This window comes from Salarchaeum japonicum (assembly GCF_049705945.1).
GTDB lineage: Archaea > Halobacteriota > Halobacteria > Halobacteriales > Halobacteriaceae > Salarchaeum > Salarchaeum japonicum_A.
Genome location: NZ_JBNAMV010000004.1, coordinates 665,673 through 691,542, shown reverse-complemented (window position 1 = coordinate 691,542; position 25,870 = coordinate 665,673). Strand labels below are relative to the sequence as shown.

At 67.9% G+C, this 25,870-nt stretch carries 27 protein-coding genes; 7 read left to right on the top strand and 20 right to left on the bottom strand.

Annotated features, from left to right (window positions below; translation table 11 throughout):
- The first annotated feature begins 12 nt into the window (after positions 1-12).
- From ACOZ4O_RS05365 to ACOZ4O_RS05355, 3 genes are read left to right on the top strand one after another with little or no spacing between them, the layout of a single operon-like run.
- The gene (locus ACOZ4O_RS05365) at positions 13-690 is read left to right on the top strand and encodes a CPBP family intramembrane glutamic endopeptidase (RefSeq protein ID WP_424524288.1); all 678 of its coding nucleotides are present in this window, start codon (positions 13-15) and stop codon (positions 688-690) included.
- A gap of 30 nt (positions 691-720) precedes the next feature.
- Positions 721-1,191, top strand: a complete 471-nt coding sequence (locus tag ACOZ4O_RS05360) for a DUF7575 domain-containing protein (RefSeq protein WP_424524287.1) — start codon at positions 721-723, stop codon at positions 1,189-1,191.
- A 31-nt stretch (positions 1,192-1,222) separates the two neighbouring features.
- On the top strand, positions 1,223-1,693 hold the full coding sequence (locus tag ACOZ4O_RS05355) for a universal stress protein (protein WP_424524286.1): 471 nt from the start codon (positions 1,223-1,225) through the stop codon (positions 1,691-1,693).
- Here ACOZ4O_RS05355 and ACOZ4O_RS05350 read toward each other — a convergent pair whose 3' ends face one another.
- From ACOZ4O_RS05350 to trpC, 5 genes are read right to left on the bottom strand one after another with little or no spacing between them, the layout of a single operon-like run.
- Entirely contained in the window at positions 1,694-2,860 is a 1,167-nt protein-coding gene (locus tag ACOZ4O_RS05350; protein ID WP_424524285.1) for a 3-dehydroquinate synthase II, read from the bottom strand.
- Positions 2,861-2,910: 50 nt separating this feature from the next.
- Positions 2,911-3,696, bottom strand: coding sequence for a 2-amino-3,7-dideoxy-D-threo-hept-6-ulosonate synthase (locus ACOZ4O_RS05345; RefSeq protein ID WP_424524284.1), 786 nt, complete (start codon positions 3,694-3,696; stop codon positions 2,911-2,913).
- Positions 3,697-3,720: 24 nt separating this feature from the next.
- Entirely contained in the window at positions 3,721-4,599 is an 879-nt protein-coding gene (gene trpA, locus ACOZ4O_RS05340) for a tryptophan synthase subunit alpha (protein ID WP_424524283.1), read from the bottom strand.
- Complete coding sequence (trpB, locus tag ACOZ4O_RS05335) at positions 4,596-5,804, bottom strand: tryptophan synthase subunit beta (RefSeq protein ID WP_424524282.1); 1,209 nt, start codon at positions 5,802-5,804, stop codon at positions 4,596-4,598. The genes trpA and trpB overlap by 4 nt, the downstream gene beginning before the upstream one ends.
- Entirely contained in the window at positions 5,801-6,553 is a 753-nt protein-coding gene (gene trpC / locus ACOZ4O_RS05330) for an indole-3-glycerol phosphate synthase (protein ID WP_424524281.1), read from the bottom strand. The genes trpB and trpC overlap by 4 nt, the downstream gene beginning before the upstream one ends.
- An 87-nt stretch (positions 6,554-6,640) precedes the next feature.
- Here trpC and ACOZ4O_RS05325 point away from each other — a divergent pair, with 87 nt between their 5' ends.
- On the top strand, positions 6,641-7,093 hold the full coding sequence (locus ACOZ4O_RS05325; protein WP_424524280.1) for an MGMT family protein: 453 nt from the start codon (positions 6,641-6,643) through the stop codon (positions 7,091-7,093).
- Between the two features lie 78 nt (positions 7,094-7,171).
- Here ACOZ4O_RS05325 and ACOZ4O_RS05320 read toward each other — a convergent pair whose 3' ends face one another.
- From ACOZ4O_RS05320 to ACOZ4O_RS05310, 3 genes are all read right to left on the bottom strand, one after another.
- Complete coding sequence (locus ACOZ4O_RS05320; RefSeq protein WP_424524279.1) at positions 7,172-7,843, bottom strand: type I 3-dehydroquinate dehydratase; 672 nt, start codon at positions 7,841-7,843, stop codon at positions 7,172-7,174.
- 24 nt (positions 7,844-7,867) lie between these two features.
- The gene (locus ACOZ4O_RS05315) at positions 7,868-8,227 is read right to left on the bottom strand and encodes a hypothetical protein (RefSeq protein ID WP_424524278.1); all 360 of its coding nucleotides are present in this window, start codon (positions 8,225-8,227) and stop codon (positions 7,868-7,870) included.
- Positions 8,228-8,561: 334 nt separating this feature from the next.
- The gene (locus ACOZ4O_RS05310) at positions 8,562-9,524 is read right to left on the bottom strand and encodes a transcription initiation factor IIB (RefSeq protein ID WP_227260731.1); all 963 of its coding nucleotides are present in this window, start codon (positions 9,522-9,524) and stop codon (positions 8,562-8,564) included.
- Between the two features lie 142 nt (positions 9,525-9,666).
- Here ACOZ4O_RS05310 and yjjX point away from each other — a divergent pair, with 142 nt between their 5' ends.
- Positions 9,667-10,173 carry an inosine/xanthosine triphosphatase gene (gene yjjX, locus ACOZ4O_RS05305; RefSeq protein ID WP_424524277.1) on the top strand — a complete coding sequence of 169 codons (507 nt, stop codon included), beginning with the start codon at positions 9,667-9,669 and terminating at the stop codon, positions 10,171-10,173.
- On the opposite strand, the gene ACOZ4O_RS05300 is transcribed toward yjjX, so the two are convergent.
- On the bottom strand, positions 10,157-11,992 hold the full coding sequence (locus tag ACOZ4O_RS05300) for a flippase-like domain-containing protein (protein WP_424524276.1): 1,836 nt from the start codon (positions 11,990-11,992) through the stop codon (positions 10,157-10,159). The genes yjjX and ACOZ4O_RS05300 overlap by 17 nt on opposite strands.
- A gap of 196 nt (positions 11,993-12,188) precedes the next feature.
- On the opposite strand from ACOZ4O_RS05300, the gene ACOZ4O_RS05295 reads away from it, so the two are divergent.
- Entirely contained in the window at positions 12,189-12,440 is a 252-nt protein-coding gene (locus tag ACOZ4O_RS05295; RefSeq protein WP_424524275.1) for a DUF7123 family protein, read from the top strand.
- Here the strand turns inward: ACOZ4O_RS05295 and ACOZ4O_RS05290 are convergent.
- Genes ACOZ4O_RS05290 through pyk form a run of 6 tightly spaced genes read right to left on the bottom strand, consistent with a single transcriptional unit; the run spans position 12,437 to position 18,164 of the window.
- Entirely contained in the window at positions 12,437-13,801 is a 1,365-nt protein-coding gene (locus ACOZ4O_RS05290) for a lamin tail domain-containing protein (RefSeq protein ID WP_424524274.1), read from the bottom strand. The genes ACOZ4O_RS05295 and ACOZ4O_RS05290 overlap by 4 nt on opposite strands.
- Positions 13,802-13,844: 43 nt before the next feature.
- Complete coding sequence (locus tag ACOZ4O_RS05285; RefSeq protein WP_424524273.1) at positions 13,845-14,438, bottom strand: winged helix-turn-helix transcriptional regulator; 594 nt, start codon at positions 14,436-14,438, stop codon at positions 13,845-13,847.
- Between the two features lie 39 nt (positions 14,439-14,477).
- Positions 14,478-15,647, bottom strand: coding sequence for an SPFH domain-containing protein (locus ACOZ4O_RS05280; protein WP_424524272.1), 1,170 nt, complete (start codon positions 15,645-15,647; stop codon positions 14,478-14,480).
- A 41-nt stretch (positions 15,648-15,688) separates the two neighbouring features.
- Positions 15,689-16,189 (bottom strand): NfeD family protein, encoded by a 501-nt coding sequence (locus tag ACOZ4O_RS05275; RefSeq protein ID WP_424524271.1) that lies wholly within the window; start codon positions 16,187-16,189, stop codon positions 15,689-15,691.
- 38 nt (positions 16,190-16,227) lie between these two features.
- Positions 16,228-16,371 carry a DUF7312 domain-containing protein gene (locus ACOZ4O_RS05270; RefSeq protein WP_424524270.1) on the bottom strand — a complete coding sequence of 48 codons (144 nt, stop codon included), beginning with the start codon at positions 16,369-16,371 and terminating at the stop codon, positions 16,228-16,230.
- A gap of 59 nt (positions 16,372-16,430) precedes the next feature.
- A complete protein-coding gene (gene pyk, locus ACOZ4O_RS05265) occupies positions 16,431-18,164 on the bottom strand; it encodes a pyruvate kinase (RefSeq protein WP_424524269.1) in 1,734 nt (577 codons plus the stop codon).
- A 168-nt stretch (positions 18,165-18,332) separates the two neighbouring features.
- On the opposite strand from pyk, the gene ACOZ4O_RS05260 reads away from it, so the two are divergent.
- Positions 18,333-18,662: a hypothetical protein gene (locus ACOZ4O_RS05260; RefSeq protein ID WP_424524268.1), complete on the top strand. Its 330-nt coding sequence runs from the start codon at positions 18,333-18,335 to the stop codon at positions 18,660-18,662.
- Positions 18,663-18,746: 84 nt separating this feature from the next.
- On the opposite strand, the gene metG is transcribed toward ACOZ4O_RS05260, so the two are convergent.
- From metG to ppsA, 5 genes are all read right to left on the bottom strand, one after another.
- Entirely contained in the window at positions 18,747-20,786 is a 2,040-nt protein-coding gene (gene metG, locus ACOZ4O_RS05255) for a methionine--tRNA ligase (protein WP_424524267.1), read from the bottom strand.
- 349 nt (positions 20,787-21,135) lie between these two features.
- Complete coding sequence (locus ACOZ4O_RS05250; RefSeq protein WP_424524266.1) at positions 21,136-21,807, bottom strand: LiaF transmembrane domain-containing protein; 672 nt, start codon at positions 21,805-21,807, stop codon at positions 21,136-21,138.
- Between the two features lie 38 nt (positions 21,808-21,845).
- Positions 21,846-22,415 carry a YqaA family protein gene (locus tag ACOZ4O_RS05245; protein WP_424524265.1) on the bottom strand — a complete coding sequence of 190 codons (570 nt, stop codon included), beginning with the start codon at positions 22,413-22,415 and terminating at the stop codon, positions 21,846-21,848.
- Positions 22,409-23,491, bottom strand: coding sequence for a tyrosine decarboxylase MfnA (gene mfnA, locus ACOZ4O_RS05240; RefSeq protein ID WP_424524264.1), 1,083 nt, complete (start codon positions 23,489-23,491; stop codon positions 22,409-22,411). Before mfnA ends, ACOZ4O_RS05245 begins: the two co-directional genes overlap by 7 nt.
- Before the next feature lie 40 nt (positions 23,492-23,531).
- Complete coding sequence (ppsA, locus tag ACOZ4O_RS05235; RefSeq protein WP_424524263.1) at positions 23,532-25,784, bottom strand: pyruvate, water dikinase; 2,253 nt, start codon at positions 25,782-25,784, stop codon at positions 23,532-23,534.
- Between the last annotated feature and the right edge of the window lie 86 nt (positions 25,785-25,870).

Genomic DNA, 25,870 nt, shown 5'->3' with positions numbered 1-25,870 from the left:
GTAGACCGATGAGTGAGTAGCTCTGCGACCTTCCTCGGTGTCTGCGCCTTCCTCGCGTTCGCGGTGGTCGCGCTGTCCCGCACGACGCCGTCGGAGGGGGTCGTGGACGCGTCCGAGGTGTCGGCGGGCGTGCTGTACGCGAACGTCGTGGTCACGCACGGCACGCTGTTCGTCGTGGTCGCGGCGACCGCGTGGCTGTTCGAGGTCCCGGACGCGGCGCTCGGCGTCGGCACGCGCCCGCTCCCGGACGCGGTTCTCGTGGGCGTGCTCGCCGGGCTCGTGCTCGCGGCCGGGAACGCCGCGGCGGCGCGTGTCGCGGACGCGCTCGGCGTCCCGTACTCGGACGCGCTCACCGACCTCCTCACGCCGGCGTCCGCGAGCGGGTGGGTCGCGTTGCTCGGCGGCGTGCTGCCGCTGGTCGCGCTCGCGGAGGAACTGCTCTTTCGCGCCGCGCTGGTCGGCGTACTCGCCGGGTTCGACACGCCGGTCGTCGTCGCGGTCGCGTTCTCGAGCCTCCTGTTCGGCCTCGCGCACGGCGCGCAGGGACTCGCCGGTATCGTCGTCGCCGGCCTGCTCGGCGCCGCACTCGCCGCTGTGTTCGTCGCGACGAACAGCCTCGTCGCCGTCGTGGTCGCGCACGCGCTCGTGAACGCCGTCGAACTCGTCGGCCACGCGACCCGGGGGGATTAAGGAGGCGGCGCGCGCAGTACTCGCGTACTTGTGGCTCTGAATCGACGCGGTATCCTCGCCGCCGCGCTCTCGTTCGTCTACCCGGGTCTCGGTCAGCTCTACCGCCGCGCGTGGCTCCGCGCGCTCGCGTGGGTTACGCTCGCCATCGCCATCGCGTACTTCCTCACGCCGCCGGAACTCCTCACCGCGTTCGAGGAGCAGGGGCTCGCGGTGTTCGAGACCGCGACCATTCCGATGGAACTCACCATCGCGTTACTCGTGATTCGCGTGCTCAGCGCGACGGACGCCTACTTCGTCACGGTCGCGCAGGCCGCGAACCGCGAGGCGGCGGCCGCGAACGCTGTCCCGACACCCGGTGACACGAACGCCGAATCAGCGTCCGCGTCGCCGTCGCCGTCGCCGGAAGAGGCCGCCGCCACGTGTCCGAACTGCGGACGGGAACTCGACGATGACCTCGACTTCTGTCCGTGGTGTACGTACGAGTTCGAGAGTAAGGAGTAGGCCTATATCGACTCGCGGTCATGTTGTCCGTATGTCGATTGTCGTTCCGTTCGACGGCTCTGAGTTGTCCCGAGCGGCGCTTCGACGCGCGCGCCAGTTCAGGCCCGTGCTCGACGAGCGCCTCGTCGCGATTACCGTCATCGAACGTGACGCCGCGTTCGCCCGCGAGCACGGCTGGCTCGACGACGAAGCGGAGTTCGACACGGACCGCGTCGTCGCCGCCGCCCACGAGGACGTGACGGAGATAGCGCCGGAAGCGAACTTCCGCCACGCACTCCTCCGGCGGAGCGCGTCCTCCGGCGCGGTCGCCCGCCACGTCCGGAGCATGGCGCGCGAGGAGGACGCGAACATCGTCTTCGTCGGCAGCGAGAACGCCGGCAACCTCGTCTCCTCGGTGAGCAGCGTCGGCAGCAGCGTCGCCGCCGACGACTACTACGACGTGTTCATCGTCCGCCACACCGAACCCGGCGCGGGCGCACAGCCCGCAGAAGAGTACCGCTGATTACTGCTCGATGATTCGTTCCTCGATGGCTTCGCCGAAGTGCCGGCCGCCCTCCTCGAGGTAGACCTTCACCTCGTCGCCCTCTTCGAGGTCGGTGACGGCTTTCCGGCCGTCCTTCGTCGCGACCTTGATTGTCTCCGCGTTCTGCAGGAGGGTCTCGATTCGGTCGCCCGACGCGGTCTCCGCTTCGACGCGGAACATCGGACGGCGCTCGATTTTCGCGCGGCCGACGACGCCCTCGCGGGTGTGGCCGTCGGTGTCCACTATCTGCACGTCGTCGCCGCTCCCGAGTTCCGCGAGGTACTTCGTGCCGCCGTCGGGCGTGCGGACGTACGCGTGTACTGCACCGGCGTTCACGCGGAACGGCCGGCTTGCGACGTACGGCGAGTCCGCGGTCTCGGCGTGCACGAAGAACAGGCCGCGCGACATGGAGCCGACGAGCATGCCCTCGTCGTCGTCCATCAGCGTGCCCGTGTCGACGCAGACGCGGTCCGCGCTCCCCGCTTCCTCCACGACGGTGACGGTCGCCCACTCCATGTCGAGGGTTTCGCGGCGCGCGGCGTCCCGGACCTGCACGGTGCGTCGAATCTCGTCGGGGTCGTCCGAATCGAGGAGCACGGCGTCAGCGCCGATGTCAAGCGTTTCGAACGCGGTCTCGGCCTCCTCTGCGTTCGTGACGCCCGCGACGAGCGTCGTCTCGTCGCCGATGCGCGCGATGAGGTTCTCGAGCGGGATGATGGTCCAGTCCTCGCCGACGACGATGGTGTACGCGGCCTCGTCCGCGGCGGCCTCCGCGAACGTCTCGTAGTCCTTCCCGAGGATGCGGACGTACGCGCCGCCCACGTCCTCCTTCCGGCGGAGCGCGGAGAGGTCGGCACTCCCCGAGAAGTCGCTGGGGAGGTCGACGGTGCCGTCGCCCTCGCCGTCCTTTCCGACGACGTAACAGTCCGCCTCGGTCTCCTCCTCGGCCTGCCCGATGACGTCCACGTCGTCGCGCTCGAACGCGGCGACGTTCACGTTCCCGAGTTCGCGCACGCGCTCCACGTCCGATTCGTCCACGAGCACCCAGTCCACGCCGGCCTCGAGGCCGGCGGTGATGCGTCGCTTTTGCGTCTCCCAGTCCCCGACGGAGTCGTCCGCCTTCAGCCAGACGGCGCGTTCGGTCATACTCGACTCCTCTCGGCCGGCGTGCTTGAACGTGGCGGATACCGGCAGTCCTACAGACCGGCCGCGTCGAGCGCGTCCGCGGGCGCTGCGTCGTCGTGTACGACCGCCGCGACGGCCTCCGAGATGGCTTTCGGGTCGTCGTGCTGGAAGACGGTGCGTCCCATCGAGACGCCCTTCGCGCCGGCGTCCATCGCACCCTGTACCGCTTCGAGGGTCGCGAGGTCGCCCTGCGGGCTGCCGCCCGCGATGATGACGGGGCGCGCGGTGGATTCGACGACGTGCTCGAAGCGCTCGCTGTCGCCCGAGTACGCGGTCTTCACCACGTCCGCGCCCGCCTCCTCCGCGAGCCGAACCGCGTGCCCGAGGTTGCGCGCGTCGTGTTCGTCCACGCCGGGGCCGCGCGCGTACGCCATCGCCAGCACGGGAATACCGAGGCGGTCGGCCTCGTCGGTCACTCGCGAGAGGTCCGCGAGCTGGTCGGGTTCGTGGTCCGACCCGACGTTGATGTGGAAGGAGACGGCGTCTGCGCCCGCCCGCACGGCCTCCTCGACCGTTCCGGTGCGGCGCTTGTCGTTCGCGTCCGGACCGATGGTCGTCGAGGCGTTCAGGTGGACGATGTAGCCCTTCCCGTTCTTGTTCGGATGGACGCGCGGCGCGATGCCCTTCTGCGTGAGCACGGCGTCAGCGCCGCCCCTAGTGACGGCGTCGATGGTGGATTCGATGTCCTTCAGGCCCTCGACGGCCCCGAGCGTGATGCCGTGGTCCATCGGTATCGTCACTAGCTTTCCGTCTGTCCCGATTCGGTCGAGTCGTGCGGATTTCCCGGTAGAATTCATTGATACTACGTAACAAAGGGGTGGCTATGTCGATTGTGATTCCGGCGTCTCTTTCGCGCCCGCGACGGCACCGTCCTTCAGCTCGCGCGCCTTCTCCCGCAACCGCTCCGCCGCGGTTCCGTCCGCGGCGTGCTCGGCGATAAGGTCAACGAACGCGCTCCCGACGATGATGCCGTCCGCGCCGCCCGCGACGATTTCGCGCGCGTGCTCGCCGGTGCTGATGCCGAACCCGACCGCTTTCGGGATGTCGGCCTCACGGAGGCGGTCGAGACTGCCGTGCGTGTCCTCACTCACGTCGTCCTGCGCGCCCGTCGTTCCCATCCGGCCCTGGACGTACACGAACCCGGACGCCTTCGCGAGCATCCGTTCGAGCCGGTCGTCCGTCGTCGTCGGCGCGACGATGAACACGAGGTCGAGGCCGTGCTCGTCGCACGCCGCCTTCAGCGCGTCCGCCTCGTCCACGGGCAGGTCGGGAATCACGAACCCGTCGATACCCGCCTCCGCCGCGTCCGCGACGAACGCCTCGGGGGACGCTCGCGCATCGCGTCCCTCCGCGCTCGCGCGTTCGGCGTCGCTCCGCGACGCCTGTCCATGTTGGAGCAGGAGGTTGTAGTACGTCATGCAGACCAGCGGCACGTCGACGCCGTCCGCGCGCAACTCGCGCACGAGGTCGAGGTACCTCTCGGGCGTCATGCCGGCGTCGAGCGCGCGCTTCACGGCCTTCTGAATCGTCGGGCCCTCCGCGATGGGTTCCGAGAACGGGAGACCGAGTTCGATGACGTCGCTCCCGCCCTCGACGAGCGCGTGCACGTACTCCTTCGTCCGCTCGACGCTCGGGTCGCCGGCGGCGATGTAGGAGACGAGCGCTGGGTCGCCGTCGAACGCCGATTCGAGGTCGCTCACTGGTACACCTCCATGTCGGGCGCGTTCGCGATACCGCGCTCGGTCGACTCCTCGATGACCGTGTCCAGGTCCTTGTCCCCGCGACCGGAGACGTTCACCATCACCGGCCCGTCACCCTCGTACTGCTCTAAGTAGGCGAGCGCATGGCTGGATTCGAGCGCGGGAATGATGCCTTCTCGGGTGGCGAGGCGGTGGAACGCGCGGAGCGCCGCGTCGTCGTCCACGTTCACGGGCGTGACGCGACCCTCGTCCACGAGGTGCGCGAGTTCGGGGCCGACGCCCGCGTAATCGAGGCCGGCGGAGACCGAATGCGACTCCACGATCTGGCCCTCGGGCGTCTGAAGGAGTTTCGTGCGCGCACCGTGCAACACGCCCTCTGTCCCCGTGCCGAGGCTGGCGGAGTTCGGCGCGTAACTCTTTTCGCTATCGACGCCGAGCTCGCTCCCGCCCGCTTCGACCGCGTAGAGGTCCACGTCCTCGTCGCCGACGAACTCGTGGAACGCGCCCATCGTGTTCGACCCGCCGCCGGCGCACGCGACGACGGCTTCCGGGAGCCGGCTGACCTGCTCGCGCGCCTCCTCGCTGATAACGGACTGGAAGTCCCGCACCATCGTCGGGAACGGATGCGGGCCGACGACCGACCCGATGACGTAGTGCGTGTCCTCCACGGTCCGCGACCAGTCCCGCATCGCCTCGTTCGTCGCCTCCTTCAGCGTCCCCGACCCGATGTCCACGGGGTTCACCTCCGCGCCGTGAATCCGCATCCGGTAGACGTTCGGCCGCTGACGGTTGATGTCCGTGCGCCCCATGTATATCTCGCAGTCCAAATCGAGGCTGGCGCACGCCATCGCCGTCGCGGTGCCGTGCTGACCCGCGCCCGTCTCCGCGATGACGCGGTCCTTCCCCATGTACTTCGCGAGGAGCGCCTGGCCGAGCGCGTTGTTGAGCTTGTGCGCGCCGCCGTGCACGAGGTCCTCGCGCTTGAGGTACACGTCGAAGCCGTACCGCTGAGAGAGGTTGTCCGCGCGCTGGAGCGGGGTGGGACGACCGCCGAAGTCGCGGAGGCGCTCCTCGAACTCGTCCACGAAGCCGTCCTCGTTCTCCAGCACGTATCGCTGGTAGGCGTCCTCGAGCTCCGTCAGCGCGGGCATCAGGGCCTCAGGGACGTACTGTCCGCCGTAGTCGCCGAACGTTTTCTGACTCATGTTAGGGTTCGCGTGTTCTCCCGGATGGCGTCGGGCGTGTCGTCCATCACGGCGGACCCGACGAGCAGAGCGTCCGCGCCCGCCGCCCGCATCCGCCGCACGTCGTCTCGCGTACTGATTCCGCTCTCCGCGACCGTCGTCACGCTATCCGGTACTTCGGGAGCCACCGACTCGAACGTTTCGAGGGACACGTCGAGCTTCCCGAGGTCGCGGTTGTTCACGCCGACGATGTCCGCGCCGGCGGCGAGCGCTCGCGCGACCTCCTGGCGGGTGTGCGTCTCCACGAGCACCTGGAAGCCGCGGTCGCGCGCCGCCGCGAGCAGGTCGTCGAGGTCGTCGACGAACCGTGCGATGAGCAACACCACGTCCGCCTCGACGGCGTCCAGTTGCTCCTCTCGAACGATGAAGTCCTTCCGGAGGACGGGCACGTCGACCGCGCTCCGCACGCGTTCGAGCGTCTCCGTGCTTCCGCCGAAGTGCGCGGGTTCGGTGAGAACGGAGAGCGCGGCCGCGCCGCCCGCGACCATCGCCTCCGCCGCCGCGACCGGGTCCACGTCGCGCGTACCGTCGGTGGTGGGGCTCGTGGGTTTCACTTCCGCGATGAGCGGGACGCGACCGTCCGCCTCCGCGGCCGCCAACGCGTCCGTGAGCGACCGCGGCCGGACGGAGAGGCGTTCGCCATCGTGTGTTCTCGAGCGCGCGGCGTCGAGGATGGACCGCACCGCCGGCGCCAACTCGGGCTCGTCCATTGTTGTACGTCAATGCACTCTTTTGTACATTAGGCTTTCGCCTCCCGGCCCGGGAGGTATAAACACCCGACGCCCAACCACACGCCCATGACCGGTGTCCACGCCCGCCACTTCGACTACCTCGACCGATACGTTCAACTCGGCCTCGCCGGCGACCGACTCATCAGCGTCTCCTTCCCCGCCACCCCCGACGACGACGCCACCGACGACCACTCCCTCCTTGACCGCATCTCCGCCTACCTCGAAGGCGTCGAGGACGACTTCCGCGATGTCGAAACCGGCCTCACCGTCCCCACCACCCACCGAAACGTCCTCGAACAGGTCCGCGACATCCCCTACGGCGACCAGCTCTCCGTCGACGCCCTCGCCCGCATCACGCCCGGCCTCGACCCGGACGACCCCGACGACCTCGACGCCGTCCGCACCGCCCTCGCCCAGAACCCCCTCCCGCTCGTCATCCCCGACCACCGCGTCCGCGACGGCCCCAGCGCCGCACCACCCGAAGTCGAACAGAAACTCCGCGCGCTCGAAGACCTCTGAAACTCCCGCAAAACTCCGAGCGACGAACCCATTTGGAGAACAGTCCGCCAGCCGCGCGCTGGCGAACGCGACCACCGGCTACTGTAGGTCGTCGACGAGCCCTCGGAGGGTTTCGAGGTCGTACTGTCCGGGCGCGGTCGCGTCTTCGGCGCGGACGGGCGCGTACCCGATTTTCGAGCCGTAGACGGGCGCGACCGCTCGCGTGTGTCGGCCCGCCTCTCCCATCGCCATCGTCGCGACCGGTTCGTCCGCCATCGCGTACTCGTGCGTCACGGTGAGGAGGTCGAGTGCGTCAGTTCGGTCCGTGGCGGTGACCGCGAGTTTCCCCACGTCGCCGTACTCGACGGCGTTCCCGAGCAGTCCGCGCATGTCCTGGCGGAGCGGCGTCCCCTCGAAGTCGTGCACCGACACCACCACCGACGCGTCCGCGTCCCGCGCGGCGTCCCGCACGCGCTCGCCGGCCCCGTCCAGCATCGACTCCAACTCGACATCGACGGCGTCGACCGCGTCGTACGCGACGGCCTCGCAGAGCGCGTCCAATCGGGCGTCGTCGTCCGCCGCCGCGCCGCCCTCCCACTCCGCGCGGTTCGTCACGAGCAAGGGGAGCGCGCCGTCGTAGTCGGCGAGCGCGGCGAGCGGGTCGCTCGCGAGGTCCATCCGGAACTCCAGACAGTCCGCGTGCTCGCGCGCCGCGGGTTCGTCCGCGAGCGTGTCCGTCGACGCCGCGAGCGTGAACTCCGTGAACTCCATACCCGATACTTTCGCGCCGCCGACTTAGGTCAGGCGGGATTGGGCGGCGTAGCCCGCCACCTCTGCCGCGAGATACGCGGTCGCGACGCTGAACACCGTCGCGTACGGCAGGGAGAACGCCAGCCACACCCAGCCGACGGCGCAGCCGGCGAGCACGCCGCCGACCGCCGCGCCGACACCGACCTGCACGGCGTCGCCGGTGTCCTCGGGTACGTTCTCGGGATAGATACCGACATCCATCACGGGGACGGCGACCGCGATACCAATTGCGAGCGGGTAGGGCGTCGGGAGAACAGCGCTCGCGAGCGCGGCGACCGCGCCGCCGAGGAGCGCGCCGGCGAGGGCGACGCCCGCGCGGGCGAGACGGGATTCGGGAACTCGCATACGAGTGAGTGGGACGCGAGCGTGAAAAATCATTGTTGTAGGCACAGCGGCCGTACACGGTTTATTTTGTCAGGCAGACCGGTCGATACCACAACTCCACACCGGAGACTTACCTTCTCCCACGTAGTTTCACAATCTATGGCGGACGACCGTCCCGAGTCCACTAACCCTCTCGCACCGTATTATCCGTCAGAAGTCCCGAGTATTCGGGGGAACGGTCGCTGGTGGTTTGCTGTATTGATATCCGCTATACTGGTGTTTGGAGCTCTAGTAAATATATTGGCGTTTGTATATAGAATACTCCCTGCCAAATTCCACGTCTAACCGTCTGATTTTAGACCGGAATCGAGTCTTCGGCTTCGAGGAGTTCGTGGTAGCGGTTGCGGATGGTGACTTCGCTGATGTCCGCGACCTCGCTGACCTTCGCCTGCGTGGTCTTCTCGTTCGTGAGGAGCGCGGCGGCGTAGACGGCGGCGGCCGCGAGACCCACCGGCGATTTGCCGGAGTGAACGCCCTTGTCCTTCGCGGTCTGGAGGAGTTCGCGGGCGCGGTGTTCGGCCTCGTCGCTGAGTTCGAGCGAGGACGCGAACCGCGGGACGTAGCTCTCGGGGTCCGCGGGCCGGACTTCGAGGCCGAGTTCGCGCACGACGTACCGGTACGTGCGGGCGATTTCGGCCTTCTCGACGCGGCTCACGTCCGCGATTTCGTCGAGGCTGCGCGGGACGCCGGCCTGTCGCGCGGCGGCGTACACGCACGAGGTGGAGACGCCCTCGATGCTGCGGCCGGGCAGCAGGTCCTCTTCCAAGGCGCGGCGGTAGATGACGGACGCCGTCTCGCGGACGTTGTCCGGGAGGCCGAGCGCGCTCGCCATCCGGTCGATTTCGCCGAGCGCCTGCTTCAGGTTCCGCTCCTTCGCGTCACGCGTGCGGAAGCGCTCGTTCCACTTGCGGAGTCGCTGCATCTTCTGGCGCTGGTTCGAGGAGAGGCTGTTGCCGTACGCGTCCTTGTCGCGCCAGTCGATGTTGGTGGAGAGGCCCTTGTCGTGCATCGTGTTCGTCGTCGGGGCACCCACCCGGGATTTTTCGTCTTTTTCGGCGGAGTCGAACGCTCGCCACTCCGGCCCGCGGTCGATGCCGTCCTCCTCGACGACGAGACCGCAGTCCATGCAGACGGACTCGCCGTGCTCCTCGTCCTGGATGACGAGGCCGCCGCATTCGGGGCATTCGTTCGACTCTTCGCTCTCGGTTTCCGCTTCGGTCGTCTCTTGCCTTCGGGATTGTATGCGCTGATTAGTCATGCGTAAACTCCGAAAACTCGGAGGGGGTCGTGGAAACAGCGTTAGCCCAAAACGCGCATAAGCGTTCCCCTTCGCATCGAGTTCGTCACATACTCACAGGGAGGGCGGAACGTTTTCGTCCGACGCTCGCCACGAACCCGGTATGCGAATCGCAGTCGGGAGCGAGAACCCCGTGAAGCGCGAGGCGACCGAGCGCGCGACCGCCGCGCTGAACGCCACCGTGGCCACCGAAGCCGTGGACTCCGGCGTCTCGGAACAACCGATGACCGACGCGGAGACCCGGAAGGGCGCGCGGAATCGCGCGGAGCGCGCGCTCGCGGCCGGCGACTACGACCTCGGCGTCGGCCTCGAAGGCGGCGTCACATCGCTCGACGACGACCTCCTGCTCACGATGTGGGCGGCTGTGACGGATGGTGAAACAGTGGGCGTCGGAGGCGGGCCGCGGCTGTTGCTCCCCGACGAAATCGCCGAACGCGTGCGGGCCGGCGAGGAACTCGGGCCCGTGATGGACGATGTGGTCGGCGCGGAGAACGTCGCGCGCGCCAACGGCGCGGCGGGCGTGCTCACCGGCGACCTCGTGAATCGAGAATCGGCGCTCCGTCACGCGCTCGCGGGCGCGCTCGGGCCGTTCGTCACCGACTACTACTGACCGGCGCGTCCTCCGCGTCGGCGTCTGTGGTGCCGTCCACCGCCTCTGTGAGCGAGACGTTCAGCCGAATCATGGACGCCGCGCCGCCCGCGACGGTGACGACGTTCTTCACGATGTGGTCGACGATGGCGATGCCGACCGCGGTCGCGAACGACACCGGGAGGAGCGTGGAGACGATGGCGGCGAACGCGGCCTCGTAGATGCCGATACCGCCCGGCGGCCCCGGAATCACTTTCGAGAGGTTTCCGACGCTCACCGCGAAGAAGCCGACGGCGACCAAGTCGACGAGCGGGAGGCTGAGGTCGAACGCGCGGAACACGAGGAGCGCGGTCGCCACGTCGATAGTCCAGATGAGCACGCTCGTCCCGCCGACGCGCGCGAACCCGCGCGTGGTGCCGGCGACGCGCTGAACGTCCGTCACGAAGTCCTCGAAGACGCTCGCGACGTACTCCGTGTACGAGTCGTCGCTCGCCCAGTTCACGACGCGGCGGACGTAGTTCGAGTCGGAGCGCGCCGACCAGACGATGAGCGCGACGGACCCGATGGCGAGCAGTCCGACGACGGTCGCGACGACGACCGCCTGTTGGACGGCCGCGGCGTTCCCGGCGACGCCGACGCCGGACGCGGTGGTCGCCAGGTCAGCGAGCGTCGACGGCGCGAACAGCGCGAGGCCGACGAGCACGCTCCCCGCGAGCACCGTGATGGTGAGCAGGTCGAACACGCGCTCGACCGCGAGCGACGCGAACCCAGTCGTGTACGGCACGCCCCGCCGCGCCTTCACGATGTACGCGCGGATGGCGTCCCCCGCTCGCGCCGGTATCACGAGGTTTCCCGTCTGACTGATGAACACCGCGCCCGTCAGGAATCCCACGCTCCCGTCGTAGCCGAGCTCCGCGAGAATGTCGCGGTACCGGAGTCCGCGAAGCGGCCACGACGCGACGTAGACGGCAGCGCCCGCCGCGACGAGCGCCGGGTCGGCGTTCGACACCGCGTCGACGAACGTATCGACGTCGATGTAGACGAACATCAACGCGAACGCCAGTATCGACAACAGGACGCCGACCACCATTCCCGTCCGCCGGTTCGCGTACGGCGACACCCGGAACTCCCAGAAACACCGGAGGATTTGGGACCCCATCCCGAACACGTCCCGCACGAGGTCGACCTTCGAATCGCCCTTCGGCGTCCACTCCACCGCGAACTCCTTCACGCGGAACCCGCGGCGCTGCGCGCGCACCAGCATCTCCGTGTCCCAGAACCAGTGCTTGTCCGCGACCTCGCCGTGCAGGGACTCGAACGCCTCCCGACTGAACGCCTTGAACCCGCACTGGTGGTCGCGGAGGTTCGAGCCGAGGAGGAGCCGGGTGGCGGCGTTGAACCCCCGGGAGGGGATGCCGCGCTTCGCCGGGCGGTCCGCGACGTTCTCCGGCATCCACCGCGACCCGGTCGCCACGTCGTACTCGCCCGACCGCACGCTCTCCACGAGCTCTTCGAGGTGACGCATGTCCGTCGCGAGGTCGGTGTCGAAGTACACGAGCACGTCCCCCGCCGCGCGCTCGAACGCGAAGTCCAGCGCGCCACCACGCCCCAATCGTTCGTCCGAGTGGAAGTGCCGCACCCGCGAGTCGGCGGCCGCGAGTTCGTCCGCAATCTCGGGCGTTCGGTCGTCACAGCCGTCCTCCGCCACCACGACCTCGAAACTCCCCGCGGGAAGGAAGCCGTCGAGCGTCGCGAGCGTCGTCTCCACCGTCTCCCGGATGGTGTCCTCCTCGTTGTACGCCGGGAGGACGACACTCACCTCGACGGCCTCGTCGCTCATTGCCCTAATGGGGGACGGTTTCGCGTAAGAACTTTCTGGACTCTTAGCCTCCCGTACCAACCACCCCACCACCGACCCGATTACGCACCCACTCGAAACACCGAAACAGCTGAAAACAGGCTATATGGTGTCTGTTGAGGGGGTTTTTACTCGACGTACCAAAGGTCCTTTTGAGGTATCCGTTCTCCCCTCAGGTATGAGCGCCGCGTCCCAGGCACAGGCCGTCCAGGCTCCGACCCTCACCGAGAAACAGGAAGCGATCCTCGCGTTCCTCCGCGAGAACGCTCCCACCAAGACCTACTTCAAATCCCGTCTCATCGGCGACGAACTCGGGATGTCCGCGAAGGAAGTCGGCACGAACATGCCCGCGCTCCAGCAGGCCGACCTCGAACTCGACGTCGAGAAGTGGGGGTACTCGTCCTCGACGACCTGGAAAGTCACGGCCTAGTTCCGCGGATACTCGTACTCAACGACTGTCGTCCCGGTGTCGTCCTCGACGAGGACGGTGCCGCCGCCGTTCTGCCAGACCTCCGACTCCAGTCCCCAGTAGAGGTTGTGCGGGCCGTATTCGCCGCTCCCAGTGTGGAGGCGGACGGTCTCCTGCGGGTCGAGCGTGAAGCCGTCGGGCAGGTGGAACTCCCACCCTTCCTCGTCCAGCACCGTGTAGCCGGTGAGGTCGAGCGTGGCGTCGCCGGCGTTCTGGAACGCCACCCACTCGCCGTTCAGGTTCTGCTCGTCCGCGCCCGCGGCATCCACGTGGAGGTCGGAGACGACGAGGTCGCCCGTGGGTTCGCCCGTTCCGAACCCGCCGGGGTGGATGGCGTCGGTTCCGCGCACCCACGCGCCCGACTTCGACTTCCCGACGAGGTAGGCGGTGCGGTCGCTCAGGCTGAAGTTCGCCGCCGAAATCTTGTACTTCAGGAGGAGGTCGCCCTCAACGGTCATCGTCTTCTGCGGGGACGCGCCGTTCTGGCCGGCGAGGTACTCCCGGGAGCCGAAGTAGAGCGAGTAGTTCCCGGGGTCGAGGTCGTCCGGCCCGACTTCTCCGCCCGGTTTCACCGCCACGTCGAGCGTGTCCTGGGAGTACGGGTCGAAGACGTTGTCCTCGGACTCCGGCATCACGTCCACGTTCATCGTCTTCACCGGCCGCTTCGCCTCTCGAATCTTGAGGGGTTTCTCTGGGGAGAGTTCATGCACGGTCGCGTCCGCCGGGTTCGACCCGGAGAGCAACCGCCACGAGTCCACGCCGGACAGCGTCTTCGGGGTGATTTTCACCGTGCTCTCGAACGCGTTCCAGAACGCGCCGCCGTCAGTGCTGCCCGCGGGCCACTGCCAGTCCACGCGCTGGTTTCCGCCCGCCCAGGGCTCGTAGTCGTCGTCCGCGTCCGCCGGGTCGTCCCGCACCACCCACTCGCCCTTCGAGCGGTTCAGACCGGAGAACGCGAAGTCCGCCTCGCCCGCGGGGCCGGTTGGGCCGCCGTGCAGGAATCCCAGGCTGTCGTTCACGGGGCCGGTGTACGCGAACACGCGGCTCGCCGCGTCATCCTCGACGAGGGGTGCGGACGGGTTCGCGCTCGCCTCCCCGCCGTCACCGTAGCCGTAGAACTCCTTCACCGTCTGGTCCTCGTACGACATCGGTTCCAGTTCCCAGCGGAGGTAGCCCTGCTGGGCGACGAACGTCGGCATCTCGGACTCCGTGAACGGGAGGTCGCCGTTGTAAACCAGGCCGCCAGCCCCGAGCGCGCCGACCGTCGCCGCGCCCGCGAGGTACTCGCGCCGCGAGAGGTCCGGCAGCCGCTTGTTGCTCATGAAACAAGCTAGTCAAGGCGCACTGAAAGGGCTTATCGCCGATTCAGGGGTCGTAGGAGACGAAGTCCGCAGCGTCGGCGGCGAACGCCGCCGTGTCCGCGTCGAACGACTCCGCGTACCGAACGAGCAACATCACCACCGTCTCCGGCTCCTCCACCGCGTACCCGTCCTCTCGGGAGAGCACGCCGACGCGTTCGAGTTCGCTCGCGTACTTGCTCACGGTCGGCGGCGACACGCCGAGCGCGTCCGCCAGCTCGCCGCCGGTCGCGTCCGGGTTCCGGAGGAGTTCGCGCAGCATACCGCGCGGAGTCTCCCGCCGCAGATAGCTCAACGCCACCCGCTCGAAGTCAGAGAACTGGCCCGCCGGGAAGAACCGCCGGTAATCGCCGTCGCGGTGCGCTTCCACCACGCCGTCCTCCACGAGCCGCCGCAGGTGGTGCTGGGCCTCCCCGGTCCCGAGTTTGAGGTCGTCGCGGAGCTTCGAGAAGTGCGCGCCCGGCGTCGACGCGACGTACCCCGCGATGGCGTCCCGCGTCTCGCTCCCGCCGTCGTCGCTCGTCGGGAGTTGCGACAGCGGGCCGGCCGCGCCGACGGCCGCGAACCGTCGGAGCGTCGAACGCTTGTCCTCGTCGACCATCTACGTGTGAGTACGTAACAGACCGAGAAAAGGGTTGCCTTACTTCGTCTCGTCGCCGTTCTCGCTCGACGACCCGCTCGTGTCGTCGTTCGCGGACTCGAACTCCTGGTCCATCTCCTCGATGACGGACTCCGCGTCCTGCATCCCGGCGTCCGTGCCGGCCATCACTTCCTCGGCCTTCTCTTCGAGTTTCTCCGTGTCGATGTCCGCTTCCTCGTCGAGCTGGCTCAGAATCTCGTCGATATCGTCGAGTCCGAGCAGCTCCCGGGTCTCGGCGTCGAAGTCGAGGCTGTCCAGGGATTCGGTCGCGGATTCTACGTCGCTCCCGGTGAGATGCTTGCCGTACCGGCCGACGAGGCTCGTGAGCTCCTGCGGCAGCACGAACGTCGTGGACTCGTTCTGCCCGATGGCTTCCAGCGTCTCCATACCCTTCTCCACGATGGCGCGCTCGCCCATCGACTCCGCGGACTTCGCGCGAAGCACCGTCGAGATGGCGTCACCCTGCGCTTCGAGAATCTGGGACTGCTTCTTCCCCTGGGCGCGGATGATGTCGGACTGCTTCTCACCCTGCGCGGTCTCGATGGCGGACTGCCGTTCACCCTGCGCCTCCAGAATCATCGCGCGGCGTTTGCGCTCCGCGGAGGTCTGCTGCTCCATCGCCTGCTGGACGTCCTGCGACGGATTCACTTCACGGACCTCCACGCTCTCCACGCGGATACCCCACTCGTCCGTCGGCTCGTCGAGTTCCTCGCGGATGCGGGCGTTGATCTCCTGGCGCTTGTTCAGCGTGTCGTCGAGCTCCATGTCGCCGAGCACCGCGCGCAGCGTCGTCTGCGCGAGGTTCGACACGGCGCGCTCGTAGTTATCGACTTCGAGGAACGCGCGCTTCGCGTCCATCACGCGGATGTAGACGACGGCGTCCGCGGTCACGGGCGAGTTGTCGCGCGTGATGGCTTCCTGCCGGGGCACGTCGATGGTCTGCGTCCGCATGTCGAACGCGTACGTGCGGGAAACGAACGGCGGGATGAAGCTGATACCGGGTTCGAGCAAGCCTCGGTACTCGCCGAACACCGTGAGCGCCTTCTTCTCGTAGGCGTCCACGATCTCCACCATCTGGTAGACGATGACTACTGCCAGGCCGAGCAGTAGAATCGCTACCGCGGTGAAGACGGAACTCCCACCGATCGACTGGAGGGGAGAGATGTCCATACGCTATCTGCTCCCGGTTCCCGGATAAAGGTTCGCCTCGTCTACTCTTCGCGCCCGCGGTCGAGTTCGCGGTCGATGTCGTCCCGGCCGTCGAGCGCCTCGACGGTGAGGACGTTCCCGCCCCCGGGGTCGGTGACGATGATGTCCGTACCTTCCGCGATGTCGCCGGTGGTGGTGCGCGCGGCGTACCGCGAACTGAACCCGCCGCCCTCGATTTTCACGCGGCCGTCCCGTTCGGTCACGCGCTCCACGACGTAGCCGGTCTTCCCGCGGAGGCTGTCCGAGCCTTCCGTTTTGCCTTCGTCCGTGCCCTCGTAGATGTCGAAGTGACGGTACACCCAGAGGGAGATCCCGCCGACGACGAGCACGATGACCGCCAGCGCGATGGGTGCGGCGAGCGGTGCGAACAGGAGCCCGGCGATGCCAGCGACCAACAGCGCGGTGCCGATGACGACGAAGTGCGCGCCCGGCGCGAACGCCTCCATCACCATCAGGGCGACGCCGCCGATCACGAGCAACAGCGGGAGCGTCTCAACTGCCATACTAGTCGTCGAACGCGAAGCACCAAAACCGTTGTCCGCTACACGACGATCTGGAGGATGGCGACGGCGGTGACCGCGACGCCGAGCAGGAAGAACGTGACGTTCTCCGCGTCGGGCGACTCCACGTCTATCGGCGGCGGTCGCGGTATCTCCGAGTCGTCGAACTCCTCGCGCTCGCTCATACCTCTGCTTGGGTGTTCGTTCGACAAAAGCCCGCGGGTCGCTGGTGACTGTCGCGTCGTCAGAGCCGGCCGCCGTAGACGACGCCGCGTTCGCCGTCCAGCGTGACGGAGTCGCCGTCGGCGAGGTCGTCGGGGAGCGTGACGCCGCTCACCATCGGCACGTCGAGTTCGCGCGCTATCATCGCGGGGTAGCCCGTCATCCCGGCGCGCTCGCTGACGATGCCACCGACGACGGAGAGGTCGCCGTCGAACTCGCCGTCGAAGTCGGCGGGCAGCCCAAGAATCGCGCCGTCCGGAACGTCCGTGAGGTCGCCATCGGGCGCGTACACGAACGGACCGGTGACCCGGCCTGCGACGACCGCGCGGCCGACCGCGAGCGTCTCCGCCGCGACGTGCACCTTCAGCGTGTTCGCGGTGTCCGTTCCCTCGAGTTCCGTCATCATCCCGGAGAGCACGACGACGGTGTCGCCGCTGTCCGCGACGCCGGCGTCGAGCGCCGCGCCGACCGAGGAGTCGATGACGTCGGACGCGTCGCCGGACGCGATGTCGGCGTACTGCGCGTTCACGCCCCAGGAGAGCGCGAGCTGGCGGCGAACGCGGTCGTTCGGCGTCGTCGCGACCACGGGCATCGCCGGGCGGAACTTCGCGACCTTCCGCGCGGTGTACCCGGACTCGGAGGCGACCACGACCGCCGTCGCGTCCACGTCCCGCGCGAGGTAGCGCGCCGACCGCGCGAGCGCGTCCGTCCGCCCCTCGTCCGCCTCCGGCACGCGCTGTTCGCGCAACTCCGCGTACTCCTCGCTGCGCTCCGCCTCCCGAACGATGCGGTCCATCGCCTCCACGACCCGCACCGGGTGGTCGCCGATTGCGGTCTCCGCGGAGAGCATCACGGCGTCCGTGCCGTCCAGCACGGCGTTCGCCACGTCGGACGCCTCCGCGCGCGTCGGCCGGCGGTTGTGAATCATCGAGTCCAGCATCTCCGTCGCCGTGATGACGGGCGACCCCGCGTTCCGACACCGCCGGATGATGCGCTTCTGGATGACGGGCACGTCCTCCATTGGGAGTTCGACGCCGAGGTCGCCCCTGGCGACCATCACGCCGTGCGCGGCCTCCACGATGCTGTCGAGGTTCTCCACCGCGTCCGCGCGCTCCACCTTCGCGATGATGGGGATGTCCGCGCCGAACTCCTCGAGCACGCTACTCACGTCGAGCACGTCGTCGCCGTCCCGCACGAAACTCGCCGCGACGAAATCCACGCCCAAGTCGGCCGCCATCTCCAGGTCCTTCCGGTCCTTCTCCGTCACCACGTCGAGACCGAGGCTCACGCCCGGGACGTTCACGCCCTTCCGACTCCCCAGTTCGCCGCCGGACTCGATGCGCGCGACGACGGCGTCGCCGTCGACTTCCTCGACGGTCGTCTCGATGCGGCCGTCGTCCAGCAACACCCGGTCGCCGGGTTCTGCGGCCGCGATGCTCGTGGACAGACCGACGCGGTCCGAATCCGCGGTCGTCCCCGGCTCGAATCGAACCGTCCGCCCCGCTTCGAGTTCGACGGTGCCCTCGATGGGCGCGGTCCGGACCTCCGGCCCCTGCAGGTCTATCATCGCCGCGACCGGGTTCTCCGTCGCCGCGTCCACCTCCCGAACGGTCTCCACGAGCGCGCGGCGGTCCTCGCGCTCGCCGTGACTCGAATTCACGCGCGCCACCGTCATCCCCGCATCCGCGAGCGCACGCACCGACGCCCGGTCGTTCGTCGCCGGGCCGAGCGTGCACACGATCTTCGCGTTCCTCATTACGCGACGCTTGGGCGCGACGGCGCAAAAACCCTCGCCGCCGGTCGATAACGAACGACCGTGTCCGACGTAGCGTCGCCCCGTCAAGCCGTCCCGCTAAGTCGCCCTCGCCGACCGGTCGGCCCGGGGAACTTTCATGCACGCTGACCAGAGTGACTCTCACGAGCGATGAACCTCAGAGCCCTCTCCAAACCCCTCGCCCTCTACACGGGACTGCTCGCCACCCTCACGGTCGGCGCGGTGTACCTTCTGACTGACTCCGGGATACCCGTTCTCTTCATCGGACTGGGTGGGATGACGCTCGTCGTCCTCAGCGTCGGCAGCAGCGGACCAGTGGACGGGGGGAGTTTCGAGAACGCCGGTGGTCTCGACGCGCAGGGCGGCTGGACGCAGACGAGCATCGATGTACCGGTCAGCATTCCCCTCCTCTTCTACGGGAGCGGCGTCATGCTCTGGAGCTTCGTCGTGCTCGTCACCGTCTACGACCTCCTCGGCTGACGCTCGTCCGCATCGAACGTCGACTGTGGACGCGCGCTCGAAAAATAGAAATTCGGCGGTTGAACGTCGGGGCCGCCGGCCGCGTTACTTGATTTTCGTGCCGGGTTCGGCGTCGCCGTGCGTCGTCAGGAGGTCGGCCTGCTCGCCCGCCGCGAGCACCATGCCGTTCGACTCCACGCCGAACAACTCGGCCTGTTCGAGGTTCGCGACGACGACGACCTTCTGGCCTTCGAGGTCGTCGGTGTCGTGCAACTGCTTGAGGCCCGCGACGATTTGCCGGGTCTCGACGCCGATGTCAACGGTGAGTTTCACGAGTTTGTCCGCGCCCTCGACGCCCTCCGCGGATTCGATGCGGCCGACCCGCAGGTCGAGGTCCTGGAAGTTGTCGAAGCTGATGCGTTCCTCGGTGAGGTCTTCGAACTCCATACTCTCGGCGTCGTCCTCCTCGCTACTCGCTTCTTCGATACTGGCTTCGAGTTTCTCGTTCAGTTCCGCGACGCGCTCGTCCTCGATCTTCTCGAACAGCGCCTCGGGCTCGCCGAACTCCGCCGGCGGCTCCTGCAGGCAGTCCGCGATGGTCGCGTCCGCGGCGGACCCGTCCTCGCCGAGCTGATTCCAGAGGTCGTCGGCCTTCTCGGGCGTGAACGGCTGGAGGAGCACGGCGACGGCCTTCGTGAGCTGGACGCAGTCCCGGATGACGGGCGCGGCCTCGTCGTCGTCGAGCTTCCACGGCTCCGCGGACTGGATGTACTCGTTCCCGTATCGTGCGAGATTCACCGCGACATCGCCGGCGTCCCGGAGGTCGTAGTCGTTGAGGGCGTCCTGGTAGTCGTCCATCGCCGCCGCGATTTCGGTCTCCACGTCGTCCGACAGCGCCACGTCGGGCGTGCCGTCGAAGTTCCGCTCCGCGAACAACAGCGCGCGGTACGCGAAGTTCCCGACCACGTCCGCGAGTTCGCTGTTGACGGTCTCCTGGAAGCGCTCCCAGGAGAAGTTCACGTCCCGCTCGAACCCGCTCGCCGTCGCGATGTAGTACCGGAAGAGGTCGGGATGGAAGCCCTCGTCGAGGTACTCGCGCGCCCAGATTGCGCGGTTCTTCGACGTGCTGAGGGCTTTCCCGTTGAGGTTCACGAACCCGGTCGCGCAGACGGCGCGCGGTTCGTTGTAGCCCGCGCCCGTGAGCATCGACGGCCAGAAGACGGTGTGGTGCTGGATGATGTCGCGGCCGATGACGTGAACGATTTCGCCGTCGCCGTCCCGCCACGGCTCCGCCCAGTCGAACTCGTCGGTGCCGACGCGCTCCGAGTACTGCTTGGTGGACGCGACGTACTCGATGGGGGCGTCCACCCAGACGTACAGCACGAGGTCGTCGCCGCCCTCTCCAGGGTAGTCGATTCCCCAGTCGAGGTCGCGGGTGATGCAGAAGTCCTCCAGCCCACCCTCGATCCACTCGCGGGGCTGGTTCTTCGCGTTGTTCGTGCCCTCCATCCGATTGATGAACCCCTCCAGGTACTCCTGGAAGTCGGAGAGGCGGAGGAACTTGTGCGCGCGTTCGCGGTACTCCGCGTCGTTGCCGGTGATTGCGCTGGTCGGGTTCTCGATTTCGCCGGGTTCGAGGTGGCGCTGACAGCCGTCGTCGCACTCGTCGCCGCGCGCGTGATCGCCGCAGTACGGACACGTCCCCTCGACGTATCGGTCGGGAAGCCACTGGTCCGCGTCTGGGTCGTACGCGACCTGAATCTCTTTCTCGTAGACGTGGTCGTTCTCCTCCCAGGTGCGCACGAACTCCTTCGTGAGTTCGACGTTCATCTCCTCGTCCGTGTGCCCGTAGTTGTCGAACTCGATGTTGAAGTCCGGGAACGTCTCCGCGTACTGCTCGTGGCGCTCCAGGCCGAGCTCGAGCGGGCTAACGCCCTCCTCCAGGGCCTGCACGGCAATCGGCGTGCCGTGCATGTCCGTTCCGGAGACGAGCGCCGTCTCCTGGCCGAGTTTCCGGAGGCCGCGGCTGAACGCGTCGCCGTTCACGTACGTCCGCAGGTGGCCGACGTGCAGGTCGCCCGTGGGGTAGGGAAGCCCGCACGTCACCACTGCGGGGTTCTCCGTCGGGAAGTCCTCGTGACTCATGCTCGATACACCTCGCCGTGTGGGCCTAAAGCCCGTGGATTCCGAATCATCTGTCTCGATAGCATACTTTCGTGTCGACGCGAAAAACGGAGGTTCGGGTTTCGCGGACGCCGCGGCCGTATGAGGGCCGAATCCGCGTCCGGTCCGCCCGAGGCGTCGCTACCGCATACGCATGGACCGCACCAGCGACGCCGTCGAAGTCACGTCAACAGGTCGGAGCGCCGACCGCAAAAAGGTTTCAGTCAGTGAGTTCGACGCCATCCCCGCGAGCGAAGCGAGCGGGGGTAAGTCAGGCGCTACGAGCCTGACGAATATTCCCGCGAACAGCGTGAGCGGGGGTTAGTCGAGTTCAATCGGTGAGCTCGACGCCACCGAAGACGTTGACGCCGGTGATGACGAGGTCGGGTTCGTCGGCGGTGCCGGGGGTGCGGCGGTTGTCTTCGAGGCCGCCGAAGATGTTGACGGTCTCGGTATTGACGGTCCAGTTTTCGGGGACGCGGATTTCGGCGCCGCCGAAGACGGAGACGACTTCGAGGGTGGCGGGGGTGTCGGTGAGGGCGGCGTCGCGGAGGTCGATGGTGGGGCCGCCGAAGATGGCGACGATGTCGCCGCCGCGGAAATCGTCGCCGCCGACGTGCTGGGAGTCCCCGCCGAAGATGGAGACGGACGTAAATTCGCCGTTCCCGCTGACGGTGTGGCCGCGGCGTCTGCGCCCGCGGTTCAGGAGGATGAGGACGCCGAGCAGGACGAAGACGGCGGGCCAGTAGGTCGAGATGGCGTCGTCGGGGAGGTAGTCGAGGTTCCGGAGGAGGAAGGCGCCGGCGACGACGATGACGAGGACGGGGCCGGTGAGGTTGCGGCCGCGGGACGCGAGGAGCGACCACGCGCCGAGCAGGACGAACAGGCCGGGAAGCCACGTCCAAAGGTCGACGGAGTCGACCGCGTCGGTGGTGAACAGGAGGAGGACGATACCCAGGAGGACGAAGAATCCGGCGGACCCCCAGCGTGACGTGCGTGCCATACGCGGCGGTTTCGCGCCCGAGCGGATAAGCGTTGAGCCTAGACGGCGGCGGTGAATCCTCGGAGGAAGACGACGGTGACGACGAGGCGGCCGACGCTCCCGGCGAACGTGGCGACCGCGAACTTGAGTTCGTTCTTCTCGATGACGCTGAACGCGTAGATGGAGAGCGTGTCCGGGAACCCGGGGACGGTGAGGCCGACGGCGAGGCCGGCGTACCCCCACTTCCGGACGAGTTCGACGACGCGCTGTTTCGACCACTCCACCGGGTCGTATCCCATCCGACGAAGCGTGTTGACGACGGGACCGGAGTGGCTCGCGCCGTGCCCGACGGTCAGGGCGATGACGCTCCCGAGGGACTTTCCGGCGCCGGACGCGACGATGACGACGGCGAGTTCGACGGGCTGTGGGAGGCCGAGTTGGAGGGTGCCCGTGCATACCGCTGCGCCCGTGCAGACGGGGATGAGGACGACTTCGCTCGGGAGCGGGAGGGCGAACGCGATGAGGAAGGAGTAGACGATGATGAGGAAGATGCCGCCCCAGCCAGTCGCGGCTTCGACGGCGTGCTGGAACCACCCGAAGTCGAGTCCGAAGAGCGCGGGGGCTAGCATTCCCGCACACTCACCGTGGTTCCGGCGCGAACGTCGTCGAGGTCGGCGAGGAAGCCGTCGAGCATCTCCCGGGTCACGTGGGGCATGCAGACGACGCGCGCCTCGCCCGACGCCGTCCGAGAGATTCGCCAGTCGCGCTCGCGGAGCGCCTCGAACTCGGGCACGGGGAGGTCGAACGCCACGAGCGGAAGCGTCGGGTCTATCGCGTCGTAGTTCCGCGAGCGGAGTTCGCTCACGAGCCAGCGCGCGTTCGCCATCCCGCGCTCGTAGTTCTCCCGGTAGCCGTCGGGCCAGAGCGCGTCGATGGCGGCGTGCGCGCCGGCGACGCCCGCGCCGCTTCGCGTTCCGGTCAGCGTCGCCTGCCCGGTCGTTTCGAGGTACGGCGTGTCCACCGCGAGCGCGTCGAGCACGGCGTCGTCGCGCGCGAGGAAGCCGCCGGCGGGGACCGGCGCGCGACCCATCTTGTGCGGGTCGATGGTCATCGTGTCGACGGCGGCGTCCGCGAAGTCCCAGTCGTACTCGGTGAATGGCAGGCAGAACCCGCCCCACGCGGCGTCCACGTGGAACAGGGCGTCCGCGTCCGCCGCCACGTCGCCGAGCGCGGGAATCGGGTCGACGCGCCCGAACTCGGTCGTTCCCGCGACGCCGACGACGAGCACCGTGTCCGCGTCGACGGCGGCCTGCACGGCGTCGAGGTTCGCGCGCCGGTCGTCGTCCACGGGCACCAGGCGGAGTTCGACGCCGAGCACGTCCGCCGCCTTCGGGAAACTGAAGTGCGCGCTCTGCGGCGCGACCACGTTCGGATTGTCCGTGTCCGCGAGGTCGCGTGCCGCGCGCACGGCCTGAATGTTCGCCTCAGTCCCGCCGGAGGCGACGTAGCCCCGTGGCTCGTCGAGGTTCGTTATCTCGCCCAGCATCCCCACAACTTCGTCCTCCAATTGCGAAACGGTAGGGTATGTCGCGGGGTCGCCGGGGTTGTCCGCGAGAAATGCTGTTGCCGCGTCGCGCGCGTCCTGATGCGGCACCGTGCACATCGAGGAGAGGACGCGAGTGAAGTCCTGCGGCGCGGCGTCCATGTTTTCGAGAAGTAGGGCGTGTGGTTTAGCCGTGTCGTTCTCAGCGCACCGAGTCGAGGATGAGGCGCTGCTCCGTGCGCTTCACCTCGTGCTGGACGTCCCGCACCGCGTCGATGTTCGCGGAGATGCTCGACACGCCCTTCTCCACCAGGAAATTCACCATCTCAGGCTTCGACCCTGCCTGTCCGCAGATGCTCGTCTCGATGTCGTGCTCGCGGCAGGTCTCGATGGTCTGCCCGATGAGTTTCAACACGGCGGGGTGGAGTTCGTCGAACCGGTCCGCGACGTTCTCGTTGTTCCGGTCGACGGCGAGCGTGTACTGCGTGAGGTCGTTCGTACCGAAGGACGCGAAGTCGATGCCCGTGTCCGCCATCTCGTCGATGGTGAGCGCGGACGCCGGCGTCTCCACCATCACGCCCCACTTGCGCTTCGCGGTGTCGATACCGACCTTCTCCATCAGTCGCTTCGCGCCGTGCACGTCGCTCGCGTCGTTCACGAGCGGGAACATGATTTCGACGTTGTCGTACCCCTGCTCGTATAGTCGCTTGAACGCCTCCAGCTCGTGCTCGAACACGTCCGGCTCGTCCAGGCTCCGGCGAATCCCCCGGTAGCCGAGCATCGGGTTGTGTTCGTGCGGTTCGTCCTGTCCGCCCTCCAGCTGGCGGAACTCGTCCGTCGGCGCGTCCAGCGTTCGCACGCGAACGGGCCGCGGGTAGAACTCCTCCGCGACGCCGCGCACGCCCTCCACGATTTCGTCGACGTACGCGCGGACGCCGTGGTCCGCGATGTACTTGTCCGGCGTCTTGTTCGTGGAGAGAATCATGTGCTCCATCCGCAGGAGGCCGACGCCGTCCGCGCCCGTCGCCGCCGCGCGCTCCCCGGCTTCCGGGATGGAGACGTTCACCTTCACCTCCGTCGCCGTCATCGGCTTCACCGGCGTCTTCGGGCGCGCCTCCTCGATGGGCTCCGTCTCGTTCTCCGTCTCGGTGCGGCCCTCCCGCACCGTCCCCTTGTCGCCGTCGATAGTCACGATCTGGTCGTCCGCGAGCACTTCCGTTCCGTTCCCGGTGCCGACGACGGCGGGACAGCCGAGTTCGCGGCTGACGATGGCGGCGTGACTCGTCATCCCGCCCTCGTCGGTCACGATACCGGCCGCGCGCTTCATCGCCGGCACCATGTCCGGCGTCGTCATCTCGGTCACGATGACGTCGCCCTCACCGACCTTGTCGAGCTGGTCGAGCTTCCCGACCACCCGCACCGCGCCCGACGCGATACCGGGGCTCGCGCCGAGTCCCGAAACGAGGCTCTCGCCGTCCCCGGACTCGGTCGCGCTCTCCGCCGCGGCGTCCTCATCGATGGTCGTTATTGGGCGGGACTGAAGCATGTACGTCTCGCCGTCCGCCATCGCCCACTCCACGTCCTGCGGGCTGTCGTAGTGGTCCTCGACGCGCTCGCCGAGCGTCACGAGTTCCTGGATTTCGTCGTCCGACAGCACGCGCTCGGTGCGCTTCTCGTCGGGAACCGCGCGCTCGACGGTTTCGCCCGTCTCCGGGTCCTTCTCGTGCATCACCTTCTTGTCCGCGACGGTCACGTCCTCGATTTCGCCGGTCGCGCGGTCGACGACGTAGTTGTCGGGGCTCACCGCGCCGGAGACGACGGCTTCACCGAGCCCCCACGCGGCCTCGATGATGACCTTCTCCGCGCCCGTGGACGGGTGGCTCGTGAACATCACGCCCGACTTCTCCGCGTCCACCATCCGCTGCACGACGACCGCGATGTTCACCTTCGAGTGCTCGAACCCCTGCTCCTGGCGGTAGTAGATGGCGCGCTGCGTGAACAGCGACGCCCAGCACCGCTTCACGCGGTCCACGAGATCGTCGCCCGTGACGTTCAGGAAGGTCTCCTGCTGGCCGGCGAAACTCGCGTCCGGCAGGTCCTCGGCGGTCGCGGACGACCGCACGGCGACGAACGCCGCGCCGTCGTCCAGGTCGTCGTACGCCGCCAGCACCTCCTCCCGGATGTCCGCGGGGAGTTCGGTGTCGAGGACGAGTTCCTTCGCGCGGGACTCGGCCTCCGCGAGCGCCGTCGAATCCTCCGGGTCCACGTCGACCGCTTCGAACAGTTCCTCCTCGATACCGGTCTCTTCGAGGAACGTGCGGTACGTGTCCGCTGTCACCACGAATCCGGGTGGAACCGGAAGCCCGGCGTCCGTGAGTTCGCCGAGCGACGCGCCCTTGCCGCCGACACTCTCGATGTCGTCGGCCCGTACGTCCGCCAGCCAGCGTACAGCCATTGAATGGCTAGTCCGAGAATACGATAAAGAAGGTTCCGGACCACGCGGCACGCACCGCGTCGAACGAATCGCGTGTGACGCAGGAC